This is a genomic window from Bacillus sp. UNC437CL72CviS29, assembly GCF_000482345.1.
Classification (GTDB): Bacteria; Bacillota; Bacilli; order Bacillales; family Bacillaceae_G; genus Bacillus_A; species Bacillus_A arachidis.
The window spans coordinates 111152-134459 of sequence record NZ_AXVB01000013.1 but is presented as its reverse complement, the minus strand read 5'-3'; the positions used below and the strand labels follow the sequence as shown (position 1 = coordinate 134459).

Below are 23308 nucleotides of genomic sequence, written 5' to 3'. Positions count from 1 at the left end.
TGCGACGCGGGTCCATCCATAAGTGACAGCCGAAGCCGCCTTTCAATTTCGCACCATGCAGCGCAAAATGTTATCCGGTATTAGCCCCGGTTTCCCGGAGTTATCCCAGTCTTATGGGCAGGTTACCCACGTGTTACTCACCCGTCCGCCGCTAACTTCATAAGAGCAAGCTCTTAATCCATTCGCTCGACTTGCATGTATTAGGCACGCCGCCAGCGTTCATCCTGAGCCAGGATCAAACTCTCCAATAAAGTTAGTTTGTCTAGCATCTAAAATAAAAATTGACGTTTCACGTTGTTTGTTTCGTTTAGTTTTCAAAGTTCAATATCGCGTTTCGGCGACTTTTATAATATAACATAATATATCATTTTCGTCAACAAGTTTTTTTGATAACTTGTATCTCTCATTTGCTGACTCTGCCTATTATATAGGCTTTCTCTTCTCTATGCAAGTACTATTCCAAAAAAAATAAGAGGGGGATCTCCCCCCTCTTATTCTTCAGAAGCTTCTTCGCTTCCCTCGTCGTTATCATCATCTTTTTGCGCTTTTGCTACCGTTGCAACTTCATGTTCATCACCTAAACGAATTAGTCGAACACCTTGTGTATTACGTCCCATTTGAGAAATTTGATCAACCGGCATACGAATAATGACACCTGCAGCTGTAATTAGCATAATATCTTCTTCACCTGTTACAGATTTAACTGCCACTAATTTACCGTTCTTTTCTGTAATATTACAAGTTTTTAGACCTTTACCACCACGGCTTTGCAGACGATATTCCTCAACTGGTGTGCGTTTTCCATAACCATTTTTTGTTACAATTAAAACATTCATATCCTCTTCAACAATTTCCATACCTACAACTTGATCTTCATCGCCTAGTGTAATAGCTTTTACACCAGCAGCATTACGTCCCATAGAACGCACATCTTGCTCATTAAAACGAATTAACATACCGTTGCTTGTTCCAACGATAATGTCCTTATCACCAGATGTTAATCGTACAGAGATTACTTCATCCTCTTCACGAAGAGAAATTGCAATTAAACCATTCGTACGTATATTTGCAAACGACGAAAGAGGTGTTCTCTTAGAAATACCTTGTTTTGTTGTAAAGAATAAGAATTGATCATCACCAAATTCACGAATTGGAATAATGGCATTGACCCACTCACCTTTGTCTACTTCTAACAAATTAATAATTGGTATACCTTTTGCCGTACGGCTATACTCTGGAATTTCATATCCTTTTGTACGGTATACTTTACCTTTGTTTGTGAAGAATAGAATATGATCATGTGTAGACGTTGTCAATAAGTGCTCAACGAAGTCATCATCATTCGTACCCATCCCTTGTACACCACGTCCCCCGCGGTTCTGTGTTTTGTACGTAGAAGCGGGTAATCGTTTAATGTAACCATTATGAGTAAGTGTGATAGCAATATTTTGCTCTGGGATTAAATCCTCATCTTCAATTGCTTCCATACCACCAATTGTAATTTCTGTTCTTCTTTTATCATTAAAACGTTCTTTTACTTCCATTAATTCTTCACGGATGATTTCAAGAACCTTTTCTTCATCTGCTAAAATTGCTTTTAATTCAGCAATTAACTTCATTAAGTCTTGGTATTCTTGTTCAATTTTTTCGCGTTCTAGTCCTGTTAAGCGTTGCAAGCGCATATCTAAAATTGCTTGCGCTTGTTTTTCACTTAAACCGAAACGTTCCATCAATCCTTGTTTTGCAATATCAGCAGTTTTTGAACTACGAATTAATGTTATTACTTCATCAAGGTGATCCAATGCGATTCGTAGTCCCTCTAAAATATGAGCGCGCGCTTCTGCTTTCTCTAATTCATAAGCAGTACGTCTACGGATAACTACCTTTTGATGCTCTAAATAATAATATAAAGTTTGTTTTAAGTTTAATACTTGTGGCTCTCCATTTACTAGGGACAGCATATTAATACCGAAACTAGTTTGAAGCGCTGTATGTTTATATAAATTATTTAATAGTACGTTTGCATTTGCATCACGGCGTACTTCCATGACAATGCGCATACCATTTCGATCTGATTCATCGCGTAAATCTGTAATACCTTCAATTTTCTTATCTCGAACTAATTCCGCAATCTTCTCGATCAATCTTGCTTTGTTAACTTGATAAGGTAGCTCTGTTACAATAATTGCTTGTTTTCCATTGGTTTTTTCTTCAATTTCAACTTTAGCACGAAGTATAATAGAACCTCGTCCTGTTTCGTATGCTCTTCGAATGCCACTTCTTCCTAAGATTAGACCCGCCGTCGGAAAATCTGGTCCCGGAATAAATTCCATTAATTCTGCAATAGTTATTTCAGGGTTATGGCTCAATGCTAGTACGCCATCAATTACTTCCCCCAGTTGATGTGGCGGAATATTTGTTGCCATACCAACCGCTATACCCGTTGTACCATTTACTAATAAGTTAGGGAAACGTGCAGGTAGTACAATCGGTTCTCTTTCAGAGCCGTCATAGTTATCTTGGTAATCTATCGTGTTTTTTGTAATATCACGCAATAGTTCCATAGAAATCTTAGACATTCTTGCTTCTGTATAACGCATTGCTGCAGCCGAATCTCCATCAACAGAACCGAAGTTACCGTGTCCATCAACCAGCATATAACGTTGGCTAAAATCTTGTGCCATACGTACCATTGTTTCGTAAACAGCTGAATCACCGTGCGGATGATACTTACCGATTACTTCACCAACGATACGTGCTGATTTCTTATATGCTTTATCAGCAGTAATCCCTAAATCATTCATTGCGTATAAAACCCTGCGATGCACAGGCTTTAATCCATCACGAACATCTGGTAGTGCACGAGATACGATAACACTCATCGCGTAATCTAAAAATGAAGTACGCATTTCGTGGCTAATATTAATTTCTCGAATTCGTGCTTGTTGTTGATTGTCTGACATCAACGAGCACCTCCTCTTACATTTCCGTTACACATACATTGATTTATACGTAGAAGACAGGAACGCTCAGATTCCTGTCATTACTTACTTAAATATCAAGGTTTTTCACGTATTTTGCATTTTCTTGGATAAAGTTTCGACGCGGTTCAACTTTATCACCCATTAAAATTTCAAACGTTTCATCTGCTTCAATTGCATCTTGCAGAGAAACTTGAAGTAATGAACGTACTTCTGGATCCATTGTCGTTTCCCATAGCTGAGTCGGGTTCATTTCTCCAAGACCTTTGTAACGTTGAATGCCTGGTTTTGGCTGAGCTGGTAACTCTGCTAATATCTTTTCAAGCTCTTTATCATTATAGGCATATTGAATTTTTTTCCCTTGTTGCACTTTAAACAATGGTGGTTGTGCGATATAAATATAGCCATGCTCAATAATTTGACGCATATAACGATAGAAGAACGTTAATAATAGGGTACGAATATGTGCACCATCGACATCAGCATCTGTCATAATAATAACTTTATGATAGCGAGCTTTTTCAATATCAAAATCTCCACCGATGTTTGTACCAATTGCCGTAATGATCGTACGTACTTCATCATTAGATAAAATTTTATCTAATCGCGCCTTTTCAACGTTAATAATTTTACCTTTCAGTGGTAAGATTGCTTGGAAATGGCGATCACGTCCTTGTTTTGCCGATCCTCCTGCAGAGTCACCCTCTACGATATAAATCTCACTTATTGATGGATCTTTAGAAGAACAATCCGCAAGCTTCCCTGGTAAACTTGATACTTCTAACGCACTCTTTCGACGTGTTAATTCACGCGCCTTCTTCGCTGCTACACGTGCACGTGCTGCCATTGTTCCTTTTTCTACAACCTTACGGGCAACGTTTGGGTTCTCAAGTAAAAACTTTTCGAATGCTTCTGAGAAAACTGATTCTGTAATCGTTCTCGCTTCACTATTTCCAAGCTTTGTTTTCGTTTGTCCCTCAAACTGTGGGTTTGGATGCTTGATAGATACAATTGCTGTTAATCCTTCACGTACATCTTCACCTGTGAGGTTACTATCAGCATCTTTTAGGATGTTGTTTTTTCGTCCATAATCATTTATTACACGCGTTAAAGCAGTCTTAAAGCCAACCTCATGTGTACCACCTTCATACGTATGAATATTATTCGTAAATGAATAAATATTGTTTGTATAGCCTTCGTTGTATTGAAGAGAAACTTCAACTTGAATTCCATCTTTCGAACCTTCTACATATACAGGTTCTTCGTGAATCGGTTGCTTCGAGCGATTTAAATGCTCAACATAAGATTTAATCCCACCTTCATAATGGAACTCTTTCTTTTGCTTATTTTCACGTCTATCTTCAATTGTCAATTTAATATTACGATTTAAAAATGCTAACTCACGCATACGAGTTGCTAACGTATCAAAATCATATTCTGTCGTTTCTTTAAAAATTTCTGAATCTGGCTTAAAGCGAGTTATTGTCCCTGTACGATCTGTTTCACCAATTACTTTTAAATCCGCAACCGGAACACCTCGTTCATACTTTTGGTAATGAATCTTACCTTCACGGTGTACAAATACCTCTAACTCTGTTGATAGAGCATTTACAACAGATGCCCCTACGCCATGGAGACCACCCGAAACCTTATAACCGCCACCGCCAAATTTACCGCCAGCGTGAAGTACAGTCATAATAACCTCTACAGCAGGACGTCCCATTTTTTCCTGTATACCAACTGGAATACCACGACCATTATCCGTTACACGAATGCTATTATCTTCTTCAATACTAACGTTAATCTCATCACAATATCCTGCTAATGCTTCATCAATACTATTATCAACAATTTCCCATACAAGATGATGAAGACCTTTTCCGCTTGTAGATCCAATATACATACCAGGACGTTTTCGAACTGCTTCTAGTCCTTCAAGCACCTGTATTTGACTTTCATCATATGAATTTTCCTGCATTTGCTTTTGTTCCATTGACACAAAGATCACCTACTTTTCCATTTAAACAGAAATTATGCTCTGTCTATTTCACAATCTACCGTGCCGCTTTTTACATGAATTGTTTTCGCTTGCTTTAATGTTTCGTGTTCAATTCCGTCGACACTCGTCGTTGTCACAAATGTTTGCACTTTTCCTTGAATTGTATTTAAGAGATGCGATTGACGATAATCATCTAACTCTGATAATACATCATCTAATAAGAGGATTGGGTATTCTTTCACCTCTGAATAAATCAATTCAATTTCAGCTAACTTTAGGGAAAGTGCGGTTGTTCGTTGTTGTCCTTGTGAACCAAAGACTTGAACATTTTTACTATTAACGAAGAATTGTAAATCATCACGATGAGGACCAATTAAAGTTGTACCACGGAAAATTTCACGTTGTTTCACAGACTGAAAACTTTCATAGTATACTTCTTTTATTTTCGACAAATCCATTGATTCTGATACATCTACGCTCGGTTTATAGACTATTTCTAACTCCTCTAATCCTCTACTAATACCACGATGGATTGGAGCAGCCCATTCTTGTAGTAATTTCAAAAACTCAAAACGTTTTTGTAAGATTTTCGTACCATGTTCAATGAGTTGAAGTGTAAATACATCCAACATCGTTTCCTCATTTTTACTATTCCCTTGCATTTTTTTTAGCAAGTGATTTCGCTGCGTGAGCACTTTTTGATATTGACTTAATTCATACAAATAGACAGGTGCTATTTGTCCAAGCTCCATATCTAAAAAGCGTCTTCGTACTTGAGGGCTTCCTTTTACAAGATTTAAATCTTCTGGGGCAAACATAACAACATTCATTTCACCAATGTATTGGCTCAACTTTTGTTGTTCTAGTTGGTTTAATTTTGCCTTTTTGCCTTTTTTAGAAATATTTAATTCTAAAGACAAAGAACTATTTCGTTTTTGTAATCTACCTTTTATTTTACCATAATCCTCATCCCATCGGATAAGTTCACGATCGTTCGAAGTTCGATGAGATTTGGCCATCGCTAATACATAAATAGCTTCCATCAAATTCGTTTTCCCCTGGGCGTTTTCACCAATAATTACATTCACTTTATCCTCAAAGGAAAGATCTAGATATTCATAATTGCGATAATTTTTTAATTGTAATTCTGTAATATACAAAGGGCTCCCCCTTTATGATTGAACTTGAAATGTTCCGTTTCCCGGAATTTCAATAATATCATTTGCATATAACTTTCTGCCTCTTCTATTCTCAGGCTCTTGATTGACGTATACTTCATACTCCTGTAAGAACCATTTAACAGCGCCACCTGTATCGATTACATCAGCTAACTTTAAAAATTGCCCTAGTGTAATATACTCTGTTGAAATCTTAATACGTTTCATAAAATCTCTCACTTTCTGAAAGTGTTCATTCTTTCATTGTACTAAATAAACCAGCATTAGGAAAGTAATACCCCGAAAATCAAATAAGGGCTACTAGCATATTTTAACTAGCAACCCTCACTCTCACTTAGTAAGTACGAACCGGTAAAATTAATTGGATGATGGAATCATCATTTACTGTACGAATTAAGAACGGTCTCATTGCTCCAGTAAAACTAATTTTAATTTCTGTACTATCTAACGCTTTTAATGCGTCCATCATATATTTTGCACTAAAGGAAATTTTTAATTCTTCCCCTTCTACGTTTTCACATTGAACTTCTTCTACTACTTTCCCGATTTCCGGTGAATTTGAAGAAATTTCTAGCATTTGCTCTTCTAACGTTGATAATTTTACAACATTATTGCGACCATCTCTTGCTAGCAAAGAAGCACGATCAATTGCTTGTAAAAACTCTTTTGTATTCACAAATATGTCTGTTTTACTTTCTGCTGGAATTAATCGAGTTGTATCTGGGTAATTTCCTTCTAATAATCTTGAGAAGAATAATAAATGTTTCGTTCGGAATAATACTTGATACTCTGTAATGACGATATCTACCATTTCCTCAGACTCATCTAAAATTTTACTTAATTCATTCAAACTTTTTCCAGGAATAACAACATTCGCTTGAAATTCCTCAGAAATTGTATGACCTTCAATCTTTGCTTTACGAAGTGCTAGTCTGTGACTATCTGTTGCAATACAAGTCAACTCGCTGTTATATACCTTCCAGTTTACACCTGTCAAGATTGGACGCGTTTCTGAAGTTGAAACAGCAAATACAGTTTGACGAATCATATGTTTGAGTAAATCTGTTGGAAGCTTAAATACATGGTGCTCCTCGATTTGTGGTAATAATGGATATTCTGCAGAATCTAAGCCATTTAAATTAAACTCTGATTTTCCAGATTTTATTTTTGTCATAAAATGATTTTCTACAGAAATTTCTACTGTATCTTTTGGTAATTTTTTTACGATCTCGCTAAAATATTTTGCTTGTAAAACAATACTTCCTGATTGTTCAATTTCAACAATTTCTTTTCCATCTTCTTCAACTGGTATAAAAGATTCAATTGAAATATCAGCATCGCTTCCTGTTAACGTAACACCTTCTTCAGTTGCAACAACTTTAATTCCTGTAAGAATGGGAATTGTTGTACGAGAGGAAACTGCTTTCATTACATCTTGTACACTTCTTACAAGATAGTCTTTTTGAATTGTAAAACGCATAATAAAAACCTCCGGGAAATATAAGATTTTATTTATTTAATAAAGATAAAAAATAGTAGTAATAGTAATAGGGCTTGTGGATATGTGGATAACTGTATTTAGAGACGGAAAAACAGTCTATCTACATGTGGATAGACTGTGTGTAAAACAAATAAAGTTATTCACACTATTCAGCTACTACCTTAAAATATCATTGATTTCTTCAACTTGTTTTTGCAGTTGCGTATCAGTCTTTAATAGCTTTGAAATTTTTTCGTGCGCATGGATAACGGTTGTATGATCACGTCCACCAAATTCTTCCCCAATTTTAGGTAAAGATGAATCTGTTAACTCACGTGATAGATACATTGCAATTTGGCGCGGAAATGCGACTGATTTTGTACGTTTTTTTGCTTTAAAGTCCTCTAATTTAACCTGAAAAACATCTCCAACTGCCTTTTGAATATCATAGATAGAAATAATCTTTGGTTTAGAGTTTGGAATAATATCTTTAAGTGCTTCAGCAGCTAAATCTGCATTTATATCTTTATTAATTAGAGATGAATAAGCAACAACTCGAATAAGTGCACCCTCTAATTCACGGATGTTCGAGTCAATTTGATTTGCAATATAGAGCATGACTTCGTTTGGGATATCGAGGCCTTCCGCTTTCGCTTTCTTTCGTAAAATTGCAATTCTCGTCTCTAAATCTGGCGGCGTAATATCTGTAATAAGCCCCCATTCAAAACGGGAACGAAGGCGATCTTCTAATGTTGGAATCTCTTTTGGCGGTCGATCACTTGAGATTACGATTTGCTTACTTTCTTCATGCAATGCATTAAATGTATGGAAGAACTCTTCTTGTGTTTGTTCTTTTCCAGCAAGGAATTGAATATCATCTATAAGCAGGACATCAACATTACGATATTTATTACGGAAATCGACCGCTTTATTATCTCGAATTGAGTTAATAAATTCGTTTGTAAATTTTTCCGATGACAAATAAACCACTTTGGCATTTGGATTATGCTCAATGACATAATGGCCAATTGCGTGCATTAAGTGTGTTTTTCCAAGCCCAACGCCCCCATAAATAAATAGCGGGTTATATGCTTTGGCTGGTGCTTCAGCAACTGCTAATGAAGCTGCATGAGCAAAACGGTTCCCAGAGCCAATAACAAATGTATCAAACGTATATTTTGGATTTAACATGCTCTGTGGTAAGTGACTAGATTCATCATTTATTCTCTTCTTTTTAGCAGGAGGATAGTCAATCTCCTCTTCAGTTTGACTTTGGGGAATAATAAAGCGAATTTCTAGTTTTGCTCCTGTTAAATCATAAAGTGTTTCTGAAATCAGTTCTGAATAATGAGATTCTAGCCAGTCACGAGCAAATTCATTTGGAGCTGTAATCGTTAATATATTTTTTTTCAAAGCATGTGCTTTAGTGGATTTCAACCACGTTTCATAACTTGGTTTACTCACCTTTTTTTCTAGTTCTTTCAAGGCACTATTCCATAAATCAGAGATATTTTCCAAAGGTGTCCCTCCTTTACAAAGATGGTAAAAGAATAAGGTTGCGCAATGATTGTACAACCTTTCAAAATGTAAATGTATATTTATACGAAACGTATTTTAAAACCCAAAAACGTCGTTTGTATACGAGATAGAGTTTTCGACAAAAAACACAAATGTGGACAAGTGTTTACCCACATGTGATTAAAACTGTCCACATGTTATGCACAAATTGTGGATAAATTAAAACTGTGGAAAACTTGTTCAAGGTGAAAACACAACTATAATATCAAAAAAAGATAGCTATAGCAATGAAATTCAAAAAGTTATCCACAAAATCAATACCTTGTGGAATAAACTTGTCCACAATACGATATACTGTGTAAAAGCGGGAAAATAATTTGTGGATATAAAAAAATAAAAAATACATTATCCACAACGAAATAAAACAGCTGTGAAAAAATTTGTGAATAGGTTCAATATGAATATTTGATGAAAATTTGGAGAACCATTGACATTTTCCTAGTTGATTAACTATAATTTATAAGACTGTCTTTAACAGATATTCCTCAGGGAGGTGTCATATAATGAAAAGAACTTACCAACCAAATAAACGTAAGCGCAGCAAAGTACATGGTTTCCGCAGCCGTATGAGCACAGCGAACGGACGTAAAGTGCTAGCAGCTCGTCGTCGTAAAGGAAGAAAAGTATTATCTGCGTAGACCACTGATCGTTCAGTGGTCTTTTTTTCTAGTAATAATGAATTTCCGCTGATGAAATACAGGAGTGTCAATTGATATGAAGAAAAAGAATCGTGTAAAGAAAAATGATGAATTTCAGGATGTTTTTCAAAATGGGAAATCAAATGCAAATCGTCAGTTTGTGGTATATCAGCTTGAAAAAATGGAGCAACCATACTTTCGAATTGGTCTTTCCGTTAGCAAGAAGTTGGGCAATGCAGTAGTGCGTAATCGAATTAAGCGTATGATTCGCCAATCGATTACAGAATTAAAAGATGAGATAGATTCTGGAAAAGATTTTGTTATAATAGCAAGGAAGCCTTGTGCAGATATGACATATGAACAATTGAAGAAAAGCTTAATTCATGCCTTTAAGCGCTCTGGTATGAAAATAACAAACAAGTAGCGTAGGAAAAGGAAAATGAATTACACTATATACATACCGAAACAAGGAGGAGTAGGCTGTGAAAAAGAAGATAGGCTTACTAGCCATGGTTATTGCATTAATGGCAGTTACTGCAGGCTGTAGTGAAACAAATCTGCCGATTACATCGAAAAGCACAGGGATTTGGAATGAATATTTCGTATACCCGCTTTCTCAGTTAATCACGTATTTTGCAAAATTATTTGGTAATAATTATGGTTTAGCGATTGTTGTTACAACTCTTATTATTCGTTTTGCGTTATTACCATTAATGATTAAACAAACGAAGAGTACGAAAGCAATGCAAGCGCTGCAACCAGAAATGGTGAAATTAAAAGAGAAATATAGCTCTAAGGACCAAGCAACACAACAAAAACTGCAACAAGAAATGATGCAGCTATATCAAAAGAATGGTGTAAACCCATTAGCAGGTTGTTTACCAATCTTTGTTCAAATGCCGATTTTATTCGCATTTTACCATGCGATTATGAGAACGGCAGAGATTAGTAAACATACATTCTTATGGTTTGATTTAGGTCAGGCAGATCCGTACTATATCCTTCCGGTTGTTGCGGCAATCACAACATTTATTCAGCAAAAGGTTGCCATGGCGGGTACTGCTGGACAAAACCCACAAATGGCAATGATGGTTTGGCTTATGCCGATCATGATTTTAGTCTTCGCAATTAACTTCCCAGCAGCATTATCACTATACTGGGTAGTTGGTAACATCTTTGGTATTGCTCAAATGTATATGATCAAAGGGCCTGATATTAAGGCTAGTAAGGCAGGAGGATCAAGCAAGTGAGTATAATTACTGCTAAAGGACAAACAGTCGAGCTGGCAGTACAAGATGCTTTAAGACAATTAAAAGTTTTAAGAGATCAAGTAGATGTGAACGTTGTTGATGAAGGCAAGAGAGGGTTCCTCGGCCTTATAGGGAATCGTCCAGCTATCGTGGAAGTTGTAGTGAAGAAAGATCCTATCCAAGAAGCTGAGCAATACTTAAAAAGTGTTGTTCGGGAAATGGGTGTGGAAGTGATGATTACGAAAAATGTAAAAGGTCGAGAAATTGAATTTACACTTTCTGGGAAAGATGTAGGAATATTAATCGGAAAAAGAGGCCATACGCTAAATTCTTTACAATATTTAACAAAACTTGTTGCAAATCGTAATACGAAGCAATATATCGGTATTACAATTGATGCTGAAAACTATCGTAGTAAGAGAAAAGATACGTTAGAATCGCTTTCTTATCGATTAGCAAAACAGGTAATGGTAACTAAAAAAAATGTTGTATTAGAACCAATGCCCTCTTTTGAGAGAAAAATTATTCATCAAGCATTATCCAATCATCCGAATGTAATTACAACTTCTGAAGGTAAAGAACCACATCGGCATGTAGTAATATCTTCCAAATAACCGGTTGCTCATTTGAGTACCGGTTTTTTTGTGAGTGTACGAAAAAAATAAATTGTGGATAACTAAAAACACTAGACTTATCCACTGTGAATAAGTTTAGTGTTTTTTACATGAGGACATAATAAAATGAGTTATTATTCTTTTGTAGATAGGTTCGTTATGGTATCCTAATAGTTTAGTGAAGGAAAAAATAATGTTGAAATAGAGAGAAATAAGCAAGCGAGGTGAAAGGACATGGATTTTGATACAATTGCTGCAATTTCCACGGCACTTGGGGAAGGGGCAATTGCCATTGTTCGAGTAAGTGGAGAAGATGCGATTGAAAAGGTCAATCGCATTTTTAAAGGGAAAGATTTAACGAAGGTTTCTTCTCATACAATTCATTACGGTCATATTGTAGACTTAGATAAAAATCAGGTAATCGAAGAAGTAATGGTATCAATTATGCGGGCGCCAAAGACATTTACGCGTGAAAATATTGTAGAAATCAATTGTCACGGTGGCCTTGTTTCCGTAAATAAAGTATTACAACTTATTTTGGCTCAAGGAGTACGTTTGGCAGAGCCAGGTGAATTTACAAAGCGTGCATTTTTAAATGGACGTATTGACTTATCGCAAGCGGAAGCTGTAATGGATTTGATTCGTGCGAAGACAGATCGAGCGATGAATGTAGCAATTAATCAAATGGAAGGGCGATTATCCAAATTAATTGGACGCCTTCGTCAAGAAATTTTAGAAACATTGGCTCATGTAGAAGTGAATATAGATTATCCCGAATACGATGATGTAGAAGAAATGACGCACAATATTTTAATTGAAAAAGCTACACATGTTCGCGGTGAAATTAAAAAAATATTGGAAACGTCTAAGCAAGGGAAAATTTTGCGAGAAGGAATTGCAACGGCGATTATTGGGAGACCGAACGTTGGAAAGTCTTCATTATTAAACAGTCTTGTTCAAGAGAAAAAGGCGATTGTAACTGATATTGCAGGAACAACTCGTGATGTCATTGAAGAGTATGTCAATGTACGTGGGGTTCCACTTAAACTCATAGATACAGCGGGAATTCGTGAAACAGAAGATATTGTTGAACGAATTGGTGTAGAACGTTCAAAAGAAATGATGGGGCAGGCTGATTTAGTCCTAATTGTAGTAAATTATAGTGAAGCATTAACGACTGAAGATGAAGAATTATTCCGTGCTGTGCAAGGGAAAGATTTTATTGTTATTGTAAATAAAACAGACTTACCAAAGCAAATTGATATGGAACGTGTTATAGAATTAGCAGGTACAAATCGCATGATTACAACGTCGCTAATTGAGGAAAAAGGTATAGATGAGCTAGAACAAGCTATAGCAGACCTATTCTTTGAAGGAACAATTGAGTCAGCAGATATGACGTATGTTTCTAATGCAAGACATATTGGTTTATTGACACAAGCAGAAAAAACAATTGGGGATGCTATTGAGGCAATAGAAAATGGTGTTCCAATTGATATGGTTCAAATTGATCTAACAAGAACATGGGAAATACTTGGTGAAATTACTGGAGATACAGTTCATGAAAGCTTAATCGACCAATTGTTCTCTCAATTTTGTTTAGGAAAATAACATATAAGTGTTTTAGAAGGATAGATAATCTTAGGAGGAATAAACAATGGGATACAATGCCGGTTCTTACGATGTCATAGTAATCGGTGCAGGTCATGCAGGATGCGAAGCTGGTCTTGCAGCAGCACGTATGGGCTCAAAAACATTAATGTTAACAATTAATTTAGACATGGTAGCTTTTATGCCTTGTAACCCTTCTGTTGGTGGACCAGCAAAAGGGATTGTTGTCCGTGAAATTGATGCTTTAGGCGGCGAGATGGGACGTAATATTGATAAAACACACATCCAAATGCGTATGTTGAATACAGGAAAAGGCCCGGCTGTACGCGCTCTTCGTGCACAAGCAGATAAATTTTCATATCAACACGAATTAAAGAAAACGATTGAGGAAACACCAAATTTAACATTATGTCAAGGAATGGTGGAACGTCTAATTGTTGAGGATGATGTATGTAAAGGTGTAATTACACAATCAGGTGCTGAATACACAGCGAAAACAGTTGTAATTACAACGGGTACATTTTTACGTGGTGAGATTATCATGGGTGATTTAAAATATTCAAGTGGTCCAAATAATCAACAACCGTCCATCACATTATCTGAGCATTTAGAGGAGCTTGGTCTCGAACTTGTGCGATTTAAAACAGGTACGCCTCCTCGTGTAAATAGTAATACGATTGATTATAGCAAAACAGAAATTCAACCAGGTGATGATAAACCTCGCGCTTTCTCTTTTGAAACAACAAAATTTATTATGGATCAAATTCCATGCTGGTTAACATATACGAGTGAAGAGACACATCGTTTAATCGACCGAAATTTACATCGTTCAGCTATGTATTCTGGTATGATTAAAGGAACGGGTCCTCGTTACTGTCCTTCAATTGAAGATAAAGTGGTACGTTTCAATGATAAACCACGTCACCAAATTTTCTTAGAACCAGAAGGACGTAATACACAGGAAGTATATGTACAAGGTTTGTCAACAAGCTTACCAGAGGATGTACAACGTGAAATGCTTAAAACAATTCCTGGTTTAGAGAATGTTGAAATGATGCGTACAGGTTATGCCATTGAATATGATGCAATTGTACCGACACAGTTGTGGCCGACACTTGAGACGAAAAAGATTAAAAATTTATATACAGCGGGGCAAATTAACGGTACGTCTGGCTATGAAGAAGCAGCAGGACAAGGAATTATGGCCGGAATTAACGCTGCATGTCGTTCTTTAGGGAAAAAAGAGGTTATTTTAGGTCGTTCTGATGCTTATATTGGTGTTTTAATTGATGATCTTGTGACGAAAGGGACAAATGAACCGTATCGTCTTTTAACATCCCGAGCTGAATATCGTTTATTATTGCGTCATGATAATGCAGATCTACGTTTAACGGAGATTGGTCATGAAATTGGCTTAATTCCAGAAGAGCGCTATGAGCGTTTTAGCGCGAAAAAAGGACAGATTGATCAAGAAAAGTCACGTTTAGAAAGCATTATTATTAAACCGCGTCCTGAAGTGCAGGAATTAATTCGCAGTGTTGGAGGAAGCGAATTAAAAGATGGAATACGTGCAAGTGATTTACTACGTCGTCCGGAAATGACGTATGAACATATTCGTATTCTTGCACCAAGTGAAGTGGAAATACACGATGAAATCGCTGAACAGGTAGAAATTCAAATTAAGTATGAGGGATATATTGAAAAATCCTTACAACAAGTAGAACGTATGAAGAAAATGGAGAGCAAGAAGATTCCTGTCGACATTGATTACGATGCGATTTCTGGAATCGCTTCTGAAGCGAGACAAAAATTAAAAGATGTTCGTCCTCTGTCTATGGGGCAAGCATCCCGTATTTCCGGAGTAAATCCAGCTGATATTTCCATTTTACTTGTGTATATTGAACAAGGAAAAATTGCGCGAGTATCGAACCAATAAATAAGTAAGGAGATATGGCAAGATGAACATAGAAAAATTTCAATCTATGCTAGGAGAAAGAGGGATTACTCTTTCTCCTAGGCAATTAGAGCAATTTGAAATCTACTTTGAAACATTAGTGGAATGGAATGAGAAAATGAATTTAACAGCTATTACAGAGAAAGAGGAAGTGTATTTAAAACACTTTTTTGACTCGATTACAGCTGCTTTTTATTTTGATTTTTCAAAATCATTTTCCATTTGTGATGTCGGTGCAGGTGCTGGATTTCCAAGTATTCCATTGAAGATTTGTTTCCCGCATTTAAAAATAACAATTGTAGATTCATTGCAAAAACGTATCAATTTTTTAAATCATTTAGCTCAAAAATTAGAGTTAAGTGATGTGGCGTTCTGCCACGATCGTGCCGAAACATTCGGGAAAAAAGAGGGTGTTCGTGAATCATTTGATATCGTAATGGCCCGTGCTGTAGCGCGTCTTTCTGTACTGAGTGAGTTGTGCTTGCCGCTTGTAAAAGTAGGTGGGACATTTATCGCAATGAAAGGTGCGGCTGCCAATGAAGAAATTGAAAACGGTAAGTATGCTTTAGAGGTGCTTGGTGGTGAACTAAAAGAGATCTCTACTTTCCAATTACCATTCGAAGAAAGTGAACGTAACATTTTATCAATTATGAAAAAGCGCAAAACACCAAAGAAATATCCTCGTAAGCCAGGGACACCCAATAAATTACCTATTGAAAAATAAATCTTATTAGACGTAAGATTAAATTATATAAATGAAAACGTAAATGTTTCATAGGAAACATTTCTGTGTAGGACATTCAATAGGCCCAAAGGTGGTGGAATATGTATGAAAAATACGTTTTCTCGTTTATTTGGCTTTGGAGATAAAGAGAGCGAATTCGAATTACAGGAAGAAAGCCATGAAGAAATAAATAAAAAGATACATGAAGAAATACAAGAAATTCTGATAGCAAATATCGTCCCAAATCGTTATCAACCTCGCACAGTTTTTGATGATGCACGTATTGATGAACTTGCTTTGACCATTCGTACACATGGACTTATCCAACCAATTGTTGTAAGGCAATATGAAGAAGGTAAGTATGAAATTATTGCCGGGGAAAGACGTTTTCGTGCTGCAACGAAATTAGGCTGGGAAAAGGTTCCGGCAATTATAAAAAACTTAAATGATACTGAAACAGCTTCTGTTGCTCTAATTGAGAACTTGCAACGTGAAGAGCTAACAGCAATTGAAGAGGCTATCGCTTACCAAAAGTTAATTGAGTTACATAATTTAACACAAGAAGCATTAGCACAAAGGCTCGGAAAAGGACAATCAACAATCGCAAATAAGTTGCGATTATTAAAGTTGCCTGAAGAAATTAAACAAGCATTGCTAGAAAAAAGTATTACAGAACGACATGCCCGTGCTCTCATTCCTTTAAAAAATAAAGAATTACAGTTGAAAGTTTTACAAGAGATTATAGAAAAACAGTTGAATGTAAAACAAACTGAGGAACGTATTGCTAAACTACTGGAAGAAGTAAAACCAAAGCGTAAGGCAAAACAGAAAGCGGTAAGTCGTGATATGCGAATTGCGATGAATACAATTAGACAATCATTACAAATGGTTGCAAACAGTGGACTTAATGTGAATTCTGAAGAAGAAGAATTTGATGAGTACTATCAAATTACAATTAAGATTCCTAAAAAGAAATAATTCATATGTAATAGAGATCTCACTTTTTTGGGGGGTCTCTTTTCCTATATTTTTCTTCTTAAATGAAGAAGGAGTTTTAGAATAAATTTTGAAGTTTAATAAGGATGCAAAAGAAAAGTTTTTATTTCATGTTACAATAAACATAATTATTTTTAGAATAAGACAGAAAGGTTGAAAGTAGGTGACATCATGGGAAAAATCATTGCAATTGCTAACCAAAAAGGCGGCGTAGGAAAAACAACAACGTCTGTTAACTTAGGTGCTGGATTAGCACAGGTAGGAAAAAAAGTATTACTCATTGACATTGATGCTCAGGGAAACGCAACGACAGGTGTAGGAATTGAAAAATCGGAGTTAGATCAATGCATTTATAATGTTCTTGTAGAAGATGCAGAAGTTCAAGAGGTTATACAAAAAACCGCAACTGAAAACTTAGATGTTCTACCTGCTACAATTCAATTGGCAGGTGCTGAAATTGAACTGGTACCAACCATTTCCCGGGAAGTTCGTTTACAAAGGGCTTTGCAGCCAATTCGTAATGAATATGATTATATTATCATTGATTGCCCCCCATCTTTGGGCTTATTAACAATTAATGCATTAACAGCAGCAGATTCCGTTATTATTCCAGTTCAATGTGAATACTATGCATTGGAAGGATTGAGTCAATTACTGAATACAGTTCGTCTTGTACAAAAGCATTTAAATAAAAATTTAGCAATTCAAGGTGTACTATTAACGATGTTAGATGCACGTACAAACTTAGGAATTCAGGTTATAGATGAAGTGAAGAAATATTTCCGAGATAAAGTATATCGTTCTATTATTCCACGTAATGTTCGTTTGAGTGAAGCGCCAAGTCATGGGAAACCAATTATGCAGTATGATGCTAAATCGAGGGGTGCAGAAGTGTATATAGATTTAGCAGAGGAAGTGATTGCTGGTGGTTAAAGGATTAGGAAGAGGGATTAATGCGTTCTTTCCAGATTTAGATGTGAAAGAGGAAGAGAAAATTCAAGAAATTACATTAAATGAATTAAGACCCAACCCCTATCAACCGCGTAAAAACTTTCAAAAAGAAGCAATTCAAGAATTGGCAGCATCCATTAAAGAACATGGCATTTTACAACCTTTGATTGTAAGGAAAAGTATTAAAGGATACGAAATTGTTGCTGGTGAACGAAGGTACCGAGCTGCAAAAGAGGCACATCTTGAAAAAGTTCCAGCTGTTGTTCGAGAATTAAATGAACAGCAAATGATGGAATTTGCTTTGTTAGAAAATTTACAACGTGAAGATTTAAATCCAATGGAAGAGGCTGTGGCATATCAAATGCTAATGGATGAGTTGAATGTGACTCAGGAGCAATTAGCAAAACGTCTCGGAAAAAGTAGACCATATATCGCTAATTATGTTCGGTTGCTTACACTCCCTTCATTTGTTCAAGAAATGATTGCCGATGGAAATCTATCGATGGCACATGGACGGACATTACTTACAATAAAAGACGAGGAAAAACTAAAGTCATTGTTGAAGCGCATTGAAAAGGAAGGGTTGAATGTTAGACAGCTAGAGCAAATTGTTCAACAGATGCACCAGCGCGTTTCACGTGAAACAAAGAAAGTGAAACGCGAACGAAATATATTTTTCGAAGAACGTGAAACGCTATTAAGGGAAAAATTCGGAACGGGTGTGAAAATTAAAGAAACAAAGAAAGAAAAAGGGAAAATCGAAATAGAATTTTTCAATAAAGAAGATTTAAATCGCATTTTAGAATTATTATCTAGGGAAAACTGAAAAGCAAACCATCTTTTTGTTTATAGATGGTTTGCTTTTTTCAATACGGATAATTTTTGGTCTGTTTCCTTTATGCTCTGGGCAATAACGCCTGCCATTTTCATAACTAGATTTAATCTTGTATTCTGTAAGACAAAAAATTCCATAAAACCGTTTAAATTTACGATACCATGTATGTGTAGCTCACCGATTGCTGGTAACTTTTTATTCATCGCTGCACCAGGTTTACTAGGCCCTTCACCAACAGTTATGGAACCGATGTTTTGGGATTTTCCAAGACAAGCATCGATTGCAATAATAAAAGAATCTGGTGTAGAATTTTGTATATTCTGAATATTCTCTTCGAGATTTAGGGCGTGAATAGGTTCGTCAAGTGTGCCGAATACGTGGAAGTTTTGAATGTTCATTTGTTCTAGTTTAGATCCGACTAATGGGCCAAGTGCGTCACCGGTTGAGCGATCTGTTCCAATGCAAATTATGCTGAGGGGTATATTTTCATGAGTAGGTATGTGTGAGAGAAGAAAATCACTGATTATTGTACAAGCTTCTAAATCATGATGCATGACATTTTGCGATTTTTTTTCAAAAAAAGGTAAGCGAAAACTTCCGATATTCATGAAGCATCCATCCTTTTGATAAATTTTATAATTCGTTGTAAAAGTTTTTGGCTTTAGAATTTATTTTATAAAGCTTTAGTAATTGGGAGGTTAATTCTCAGGAATTCAAGAAAAATTAATATGGAAAATTATAAGTTCTTTATTTTTGTAAGCCGTTTATAAAATCGGAAATAATAGTACTAGTATATATATATCACTACCATTTTATACCTGGATAGAAGTAAACAAGCACAAATAAGATAATAAATTTTTTTCAGAAATAGGGAAAACTTCTGATACAATAAAGGGGATAGAAACAGAAATTTTTGTTGGAGAGGTAGAGGTATATGGATTTATTAGAGAAATGGTTTCATGCTATAAATTGGGCTCATATAGGAATGGGCGCACTAAAAATAATAATTATTTTAGTACTTGGTGCAATAGTTGTTCGTCTTGCTAGAGCGATTGTTCGAAAGGCATTTCATATGGGAAGCCGCTCACCGATTCAAATTTCGGAGCGTCGTACAGTTACTGTAGCTAAATTACTTGAAAATATTGTAGCATACGTTGTTATATTTATTATGTTAATTGCGATTTTAGGGGTATTTGGGATTAATGCAGCAGGTTTATTGGCCGGTGCTGGGGTCATTGGTTTAGCAATCGGTTTTGGTGCTCAAAGTTTAGTGAAAGATGTTATTACAGGATTATTTATTTTGTTAGAAGATCAATTTTCAGTTGGTGATTATGTTCGCATCGGCCAATTTGAAGGTGTCGTTTTAGAAATTGGATTACGTACAACGAAGATGAAAAGTTGGACAGGGGAAATCCATATTCTTCCTAATGGGAGCATTATACAGGTAACAAACTTTTCCATTAGTAATAGTGTAGCATTTGTTGATGTATCGATTTCCTATGATAGTGATATCGTGCGTGCAGAGCAGATAATTGAAGAGTTACTAGAAGAATTACCAGAAAAATATGAGCAAATGGTAGCAACACCTCAATTATTAGGTATTCAAACACTTGGTGCATCTGACGTTGTGCTCCGTGTAATTGCTGAAGTGGAACCGATGCAGCATGCACCTACTGCTAGAGCGCTTCGTAAAGAAATTAAAAATCGTCTTGATTTACACGGCATTGAGATTCCATATCCACATATGGTTTTATATAATCGTAAAGAGATGGTTAATCAAAAAGCAAATTAATGACGAGGGGAGTTTAGAGGGTGGAACAAAAGCAATATAACTTGTACGATGTTGTGGAAATGAAGAAGGCCCATCCGTGTGGTGCAAATCGTTGGAAAATTATTCGTATGGGAATGGATATCCGCATTAAGTGCGAGGGGTGTGGCCATTCGGTAATGATTCCTCGAAGAGAGTTTGATCGTAAGGTGAAAAAAATTCTTGTAAAGCACGAAGAATAGAGAAAAAGTAACAGTTGCTTTAAGCGGCTGTTACTTTTTTTGGCTTTTAGGGAACTTGTCATTTTATTCGTTACTATCTATAATGATGGAAGATTGAGACATAGGAGTGAAAAATATGGGATTAACGGCTGGGATTGTTGGTTTACCTAACGTAGGGAAATCAACATTATTTAATGCAATTACACAAGCGGGAGCAGAATCTGCAAACTATCCGTTTTGTACAATTGATCCGAACGTAGGGATTGTAGAGGTACCGGATGATCGCTTAAATAAACTAACGGAACTAGTAGAACCTAAGAAAACTGTTCCAACTGTATTTGAATTTACTGATATCGCAGGTATCGTAAAAGGCGCAAGTAAAGGTGAAGGACTAGGAAATAAATTTTTATCTCATATCCGTCAAGTAGATGCGATTTGCCAAGTTGTTCGTTGTTTTGAGGATGAAAATATTACACACGTTTCAGGAAAAGTAGATCCAATTGATGATATTGAAACGATTAACTTAGAGTTAATCTTAGCTGATTTAGAATCTGTTGATAAGCGTATTGAACGTGTAGCAAAATTAGCAAGACAAAAGGATAAAGAAGCCGTATATGAACATGAAATTTTAGTTCGTTTAAAAGAGGCGTTTGAAGAGGGAAAACCAGCTCGTACTGTTGAATTTACAGAAGAACAAATGAAAATTGTTAAAGGTCTTCATTTGCTTACAACGAAAGAAATGTTATATGTAGCGAACGTGAGTGAAGATGATATTATGGATCCATCTGAGAATAAATATGTGCAGATGGTAAAAGAATTTGCAGCGAATGAAAATTCACAAGTAATCGTTGTTTGTGCAAAAATTGAATCGGAAATTGCTGAGCTAGACGAGGAAGAGAAAAAGGTATTCCTCGAGGAGTTAGGTATTGAAGAATCAGGCCTAGACCAGTTAATTCGTGCCGCATACGATTTATTAGGATTAGCTACTTATTTCACAGCTGGTGTACAAGAAGTGCGTGCGTGGACATTCAAAAAAGGTATGAAGGCACCTCAATGTGCTGGTGTTATTCATACAGACTTTGAACGTGGATTTATTCGTGCTGAAACAGTTTCTTATGCTGATTTAATGGAGAACGGCTCTATGACAGCGGCTAAGGAAGCTGGAAAAGTACGTTTAGAAGGAAAAGAGTATATCGTAAAAGATGGAGATGTTATGCACTTCCGCTTTAACGTGTAATTCTATATTTCCTAGGAAAAATAGGGATATAAACTTGGTGAACATATCATATGTTTGCCAAGTTTTTTATTTATTGGTGAGTTGATTCATCTAACTTACTATGATATAATCTAAACTCGTGAGTAATTACTATATAATTAATTGCTCCTTGCCCATTATGGGCCGTTTAGACCAAAAGGAGGTGAAAGTGTAATGAAAAAGTACGAAATCATGTACATCATCCGTCCAAACATGGAGGAAGAAGCTCAAAAAGCTTTAGTTGAGCGCTTTGCAGGCGTTTTAACTAACAATGGTGCAGAAATCATTAACACGAAAGAGTGGGGTAAGCGTCGTTTAGCTTACGAAATCAACGACTTACGTGACGGTTTCTACATGATCTTAAACGTAAATTCTAACGCAGAAGCTGTTAAAGAATTCGATCGTTTAGCTAAGATCAACGAAGATATCCTTCGTCACATCGTTGTTAAAGAAGAAGAAAAATAATTAAGATATATAGGGAGAGTGGTTCGATTGATGAATCGTGTTATCCTCGTTGGTCGTTTAACTAAGGACCCTGACTTACGTTACACGCCCAATGGTGTTGCGGTAGCTACTTTCACGTTAGCTGTAAATCGCGCATTTGCGAATCAACAAGGTGAGCGTGAAGCTGACTTTATTAATTGTGTAATATGGCGTAAACAAGCAGAAAACGTGGCGAATTATTTGAAAAAAGGTAGCTTAGCAGGCGTAGATGGACGTCTTCAAACTCGTAATTATGAGGGACAAGATGGTAAACGTGTATATGTAACAGAGGTTCTTGCGGAGAGCGTACAATTTTTAGAGCCGCGTAATAGCGGCGGGGAGCAACGTGGTTCATTCAATCAGCAACCATCAGGAGCTGGTTACGGTAACCAAGGCTCTAACCCATTTGGTCAATCTAGTAATTCAGGTAACTCTGGATTTACGAAGAATGACGATCCATTTTCAAATGTAGGTCAACCGATTGATATTTCGGACGACGATTTACCATTTTAATGGTATGAATCGGTTATTTTTAACAAAGAATGGAGGGAAATAGACATGGCAGGACGCAAAGGTGGACGTGCGAAACGTCGTAAGGTGTGTTTCTTCACATCTAACGGTATTACTCGCATTGACTATAAAGATGTTGATTTATTAAAACGTTTCGTTTCTGAGCGTGGTAAAATTTTACCTCGTCGTGTAACAGGAACAAGCGCAAAATACCAACGCAAACTTACAGTTGCAATTAAACGTGCTCGTCAAATGGCACTTTTACCATATGTTGGTGAATAA

The 23308-nt window shown here is 36.2% G+C and carries 23 protein-coding genes and 1 rRNA gene; 16 read left to right on the top strand and 8 right to left on the bottom strand.

The window, feature by feature from the left end:
• From M014_RS0113260 to dnaA, 7 genes are all read right to left on the bottom strand, one after another.
• Window positions 1-251, bottom strand: a 16S ribosomal RNA gene (locus M014_RS0113260); the annotation flags it as partial.
• 240 nt (window positions 252-491) lie between these two features.
• Window positions 492-2963 (bottom strand): DNA gyrase subunit A, encoded by a 2472-nt coding sequence (gyrA, locus tag M014_RS0113255; protein WP_026592176.1) that lies wholly within the window; start codon window positions 2961-2963, stop codon window positions 492-494.
• A gap of 88 nt (window positions 2964-3051) precedes the next feature.
• Entirely contained in the window at window positions 3052-4974 is a 1923-nt protein-coding gene (gyrB, locus tag M014_RS0113250) for a DNA topoisomerase (ATP-hydrolyzing) subunit B (protein ID WP_035415036.1), read from the bottom strand.
• A gap of 38 nt (window positions 4975-5012) precedes the next feature.
• Window positions 5013-6140: a DNA replication/repair protein RecF gene (gene recF / locus M014_RS0113245; protein WP_026592174.1), complete on the bottom strand. Its 1128-nt coding sequence runs from the start codon at window positions 6138-6140 to the stop codon at window positions 5013-5015.
• Window positions 6141-6152: 12 nt separating this feature from the next.
• Entirely contained in the window at window positions 6153-6365 is a 213-nt protein-coding gene (gene yaaA, locus M014_RS0113240) for a S4 domain-containing protein YaaA (RefSeq protein WP_026592173.1), read from the bottom strand.
• A gap of 127 nt (window positions 6366-6492) precedes the next feature.
• Complete coding sequence (dnaN, locus tag M014_RS0113235) at window positions 6493-7638, bottom strand: DNA polymerase III subunit beta (RefSeq protein WP_026592172.1); 1146 nt, start codon at window positions 7636-7638, stop codon at window positions 6493-6495.
• 177 nt (window positions 7639-7815) lie between these two features.
• A complete protein-coding gene (dnaA, locus tag M014_RS0113230; protein ID WP_026592171.1) occupies window positions 7816-9156 on the bottom strand; it encodes a chromosomal replication initiator protein DnaA in 1341 nt (446 codons plus the stop codon).
• Window positions 9157-9719: 563 nt separating this feature from the next.
• On the opposite strand from dnaA, the gene rpmH reads away from it, so the two are divergent.
• From rpmH to M014_RS0113180, 10 genes are all read left to right on the top strand, one after another.
• Complete coding sequence (gene rpmH, locus M014_RS0113225) at window positions 9720-9854, top strand: 50S ribosomal protein L34 (RefSeq protein ID WP_000831901.1); 135 nt, start codon at window positions 9720-9722, stop codon at window positions 9852-9854.
• A 76-nt stretch (window positions 9855-9930) separates the two neighbouring features.
• Entirely contained in the window at window positions 9931-10278 is a 348-nt protein-coding gene (gene rnpA / locus M014_RS0113220) for a ribonuclease P protein component (protein ID WP_026592170.1), read from the top strand.
• A gap of 58 nt (window positions 10279-10336) precedes the next feature.
• Window positions 10337-11104, top strand: coding sequence for a YidC family membrane integrase SpoIIIJ (gene spoIIIJ / locus M014_RS0113215; RefSeq protein ID WP_026592169.1), 768 nt, complete (start codon window positions 10337-10339; stop codon window positions 11102-11104).
• The gene (gene jag / locus M014_RS0113210) at window positions 11101-11718 is read left to right on the top strand and encodes an RNA-binding cell elongation regulator Jag/EloR (RefSeq protein WP_026592168.1); all 618 of its coding nucleotides are present in this window, start codon (window positions 11101-11103) and stop codon (window positions 11716-11718) included. Before spoIIIJ ends, jag begins: the two co-directional genes overlap by 4 nt.
• A gap of 234 nt (window positions 11719-11952) precedes the next feature.
• Complete coding sequence (mnmE, locus tag M014_RS0113205; RefSeq protein ID WP_026592167.1) at window positions 11953-13329, top strand: tRNA uridine-5-carboxymethylaminomethyl(34) synthesis GTPase MnmE; 1377 nt, start codon at window positions 11953-11955, stop codon at window positions 13327-13329.
• A 46-nt stretch (window positions 13330-13375) separates the two neighbouring features.
• Complete coding sequence (mnmG, locus tag M014_RS0113200) at window positions 13376-15265, top strand: tRNA uridine-5-carboxymethylaminomethyl(34) synthesis enzyme MnmG (RefSeq protein WP_026592166.1); 1890 nt, start codon at window positions 13376-13378, stop codon at window positions 15263-15265.
• 22 nt (window positions 15266-15287) lie between these two features.
• On the top strand, window positions 15288-16007 hold the full coding sequence (gene rsmG, locus M014_RS0113195) for a 16S rRNA (guanine(527)-N(7))-methyltransferase RsmG (RefSeq protein ID WP_026592165.1): 720 nt from the start codon (window positions 15288-15290) through the stop codon (window positions 16005-16007).
• A 105-nt stretch (window positions 16008-16112) separates the two neighbouring features.
• On the top strand, window positions 16113-16985 hold the full coding sequence (gene noc / locus M014_RS0113190; protein WP_026592164.1) for a nucleoid occlusion protein: 873 nt from the start codon (window positions 16113-16115) through the stop codon (window positions 16983-16985).
• A gap of 189 nt (window positions 16986-17174) precedes the next feature.
• Window positions 17175-17936: a sporulation initiation inhibitor protein Soj gene (gene soj / locus M014_RS0113185; protein ID WP_026592163.1), complete on the top strand. Its 762-nt coding sequence runs from the start codon at window positions 17175-17177 to the stop codon at window positions 17934-17936.
• Window positions 17929-18780, top strand: coding sequence for a ParB/RepB/Spo0J family partition protein (locus tag M014_RS0113180; RefSeq protein ID WP_026592162.1), 852 nt, complete (start codon window positions 17929-17931; stop codon window positions 18778-18780). The genes soj and M014_RS0113180 overlap by 8 nt, the downstream gene beginning before the upstream one ends.
• A 20-nt stretch (window positions 18781-18800) precedes the next feature.
• Here the strand turns inward: M014_RS0113180 and yyaC are convergent, their stop codons facing one another.
• Window positions 18801-19397: a spore protease YyaC gene (gene yyaC, locus M014_RS0113175; RefSeq protein ID WP_026592161.1), complete on the bottom strand. Its 597-nt coding sequence runs from the start codon at window positions 19395-19397 to the stop codon at window positions 18801-18803.
• 326 nt (window positions 19398-19723) lie between these two features.
• Between yyaC and M014_RS0113170 the strand changes: the two genes are divergently transcribed.
• The 6 genes from M014_RS0113170 (at window position 19724) to rpsR (ending at window position 23308) form a co-directional block, all read left to right on the top strand.
• Entirely contained in the window at window positions 19724-20581 is an 858-nt protein-coding gene (locus M014_RS0113170) for a mechanosensitive ion channel family protein (RefSeq protein WP_026592160.1), read from the top strand.
• A 20-nt stretch (window positions 20582-20601) separates the two neighbouring features.
• Window positions 20602-20799, top strand: coding sequence for a DUF951 domain-containing protein (locus tag M014_RS0113165; protein ID WP_016112820.1), 198 nt, complete (start codon window positions 20602-20604; stop codon window positions 20797-20799).
• A 115-nt stretch (window positions 20800-20914) separates the two neighbouring features.
• A complete protein-coding gene (ychF, locus tag M014_RS0113160) occupies window positions 20915-22015 on the top strand; it encodes a redox-regulated ATPase YchF (RefSeq protein ID WP_026592159.1) in 1101 nt (366 codons plus the stop codon).
• A 192-nt stretch (window positions 22016-22207) separates the two neighbouring features.
• Window positions 22208-22498 carry a 30S ribosomal protein S6 gene (rpsF, locus tag M014_RS0113155; RefSeq protein WP_026592158.1) on the top strand — a complete coding sequence of 97 codons (291 nt, stop codon included), beginning with the start codon at window positions 22208-22210 and terminating at the stop codon, window positions 22496-22498.
• A 27-nt stretch (window positions 22499-22525) separates the two neighbouring features.
• Window positions 22526-23029: a single-stranded DNA-binding protein gene (ssb, locus tag M014_RS0113150; protein ID WP_026592157.1), complete on the top strand. Its 504-nt coding sequence runs from the start codon at window positions 22526-22528 to the stop codon at window positions 23027-23029.
• Window positions 23030-23074: 45 nt separating this feature from the next.
• Window positions 23075-23308: a 30S ribosomal protein S18 gene (gene rpsR / locus M014_RS0113145; protein WP_000918874.1), complete on the top strand. Its 234-nt coding sequence runs from the start codon at window positions 23075-23077 to the stop codon at window positions 23306-23308.

Coding starts and splice junctions, on each gene's coding strand:
- gyrA (WP_026592176.1), bottom strand. CDS start 2,963: ATGTCAGACAATCAACAACAAGCACGAATTCGAGAAATTAATATTAGC.
- gyrB (WP_035415036.1), bottom strand. CDS start 4,974: ATGGAACAAAAGCAAATGCAGGAAAATTCATATGATGAAAGTCAAATA.
- yaaA (WP_026592173.1), bottom strand. CDS start 6,365: ATGAAACGTATTAAGATTTCAACAGAGTATATTACACTAGGGCAATTT.
- dnaN (WP_026592172.1), bottom strand. CDS start 7,638: ATGCGTTTTACAATTCAAAAAGACTATCTTGTAAGAAGTGTACAAGAT.
- rpmH (WP_000831901.1), top strand. CDS start 9,720: ATGAAAAGAACTTACCAACCAAATAAACGTAAGCGCAGCAAAGTACAT.
- rnpA (WP_026592170.1), top strand. CDS start 9,931: ATGAAGAAAAAGAATCGTGTAAAGAAAAATGATGAATTTCAGGATGTT.
- mnmE (WP_026592167.1), top strand. CDS start 11,953: ATGGATTTTGATACAATTGCTGCAATTTCCACGGCACTTGGGGAAGGG.
- mnmG (WP_026592166.1), top strand. CDS start 13,376: ATGGGATACAATGCCGGTTCTTACGATGTCATAGTAATCGGTGCAGGT.
- rsmG (WP_026592165.1), top strand. CDS start 15,288: ATGAACATAGAAAAATTTCAATCTATGCTAGGAGAAAGAGGGATTACT.
- noc (WP_026592164.1), top strand. CDS start 16,113: ATGAAAAATACGTTTTCTCGTTTATTTGGCTTTGGAGATAAAGAGAGC.
- soj (WP_026592163.1), top strand. CDS start 17,175: ATGGGAAAAATCATTGCAATTGCTAACCAAAAAGGCGGCGTAGGAAAA.
- yyaC (WP_026592161.1), bottom strand. CDS start 19,397: ATGAATATCGGAAGTTTTCGCTTACCTTTTTTTGAAAAAAAATCGCAA.
- M014_RS0113170 (WP_026592160.1), top strand. CDS start 19,724: ATGGATTTATTAGAGAAATGGTTTCATGCTATAAATTGGGCTCATATA.
- ychF (WP_026592159.1), top strand. CDS start 20,915: ATGGGATTAACGGCTGGGATTGTTGGTTTACCTAACGTAGGGAAATCA.
- rpsF (WP_026592158.1), top strand. CDS start 22,208: ATGAAAAAGTACGAAATCATGTACATCATCCGTCCAAACATGGAGGAA.
- rpsR (WP_000918874.1), top strand. CDS start 23,075: ATGGCAGGACGCAAAGGTGGACGTGCGAAACGTCGTAAGGTGTGTTTC.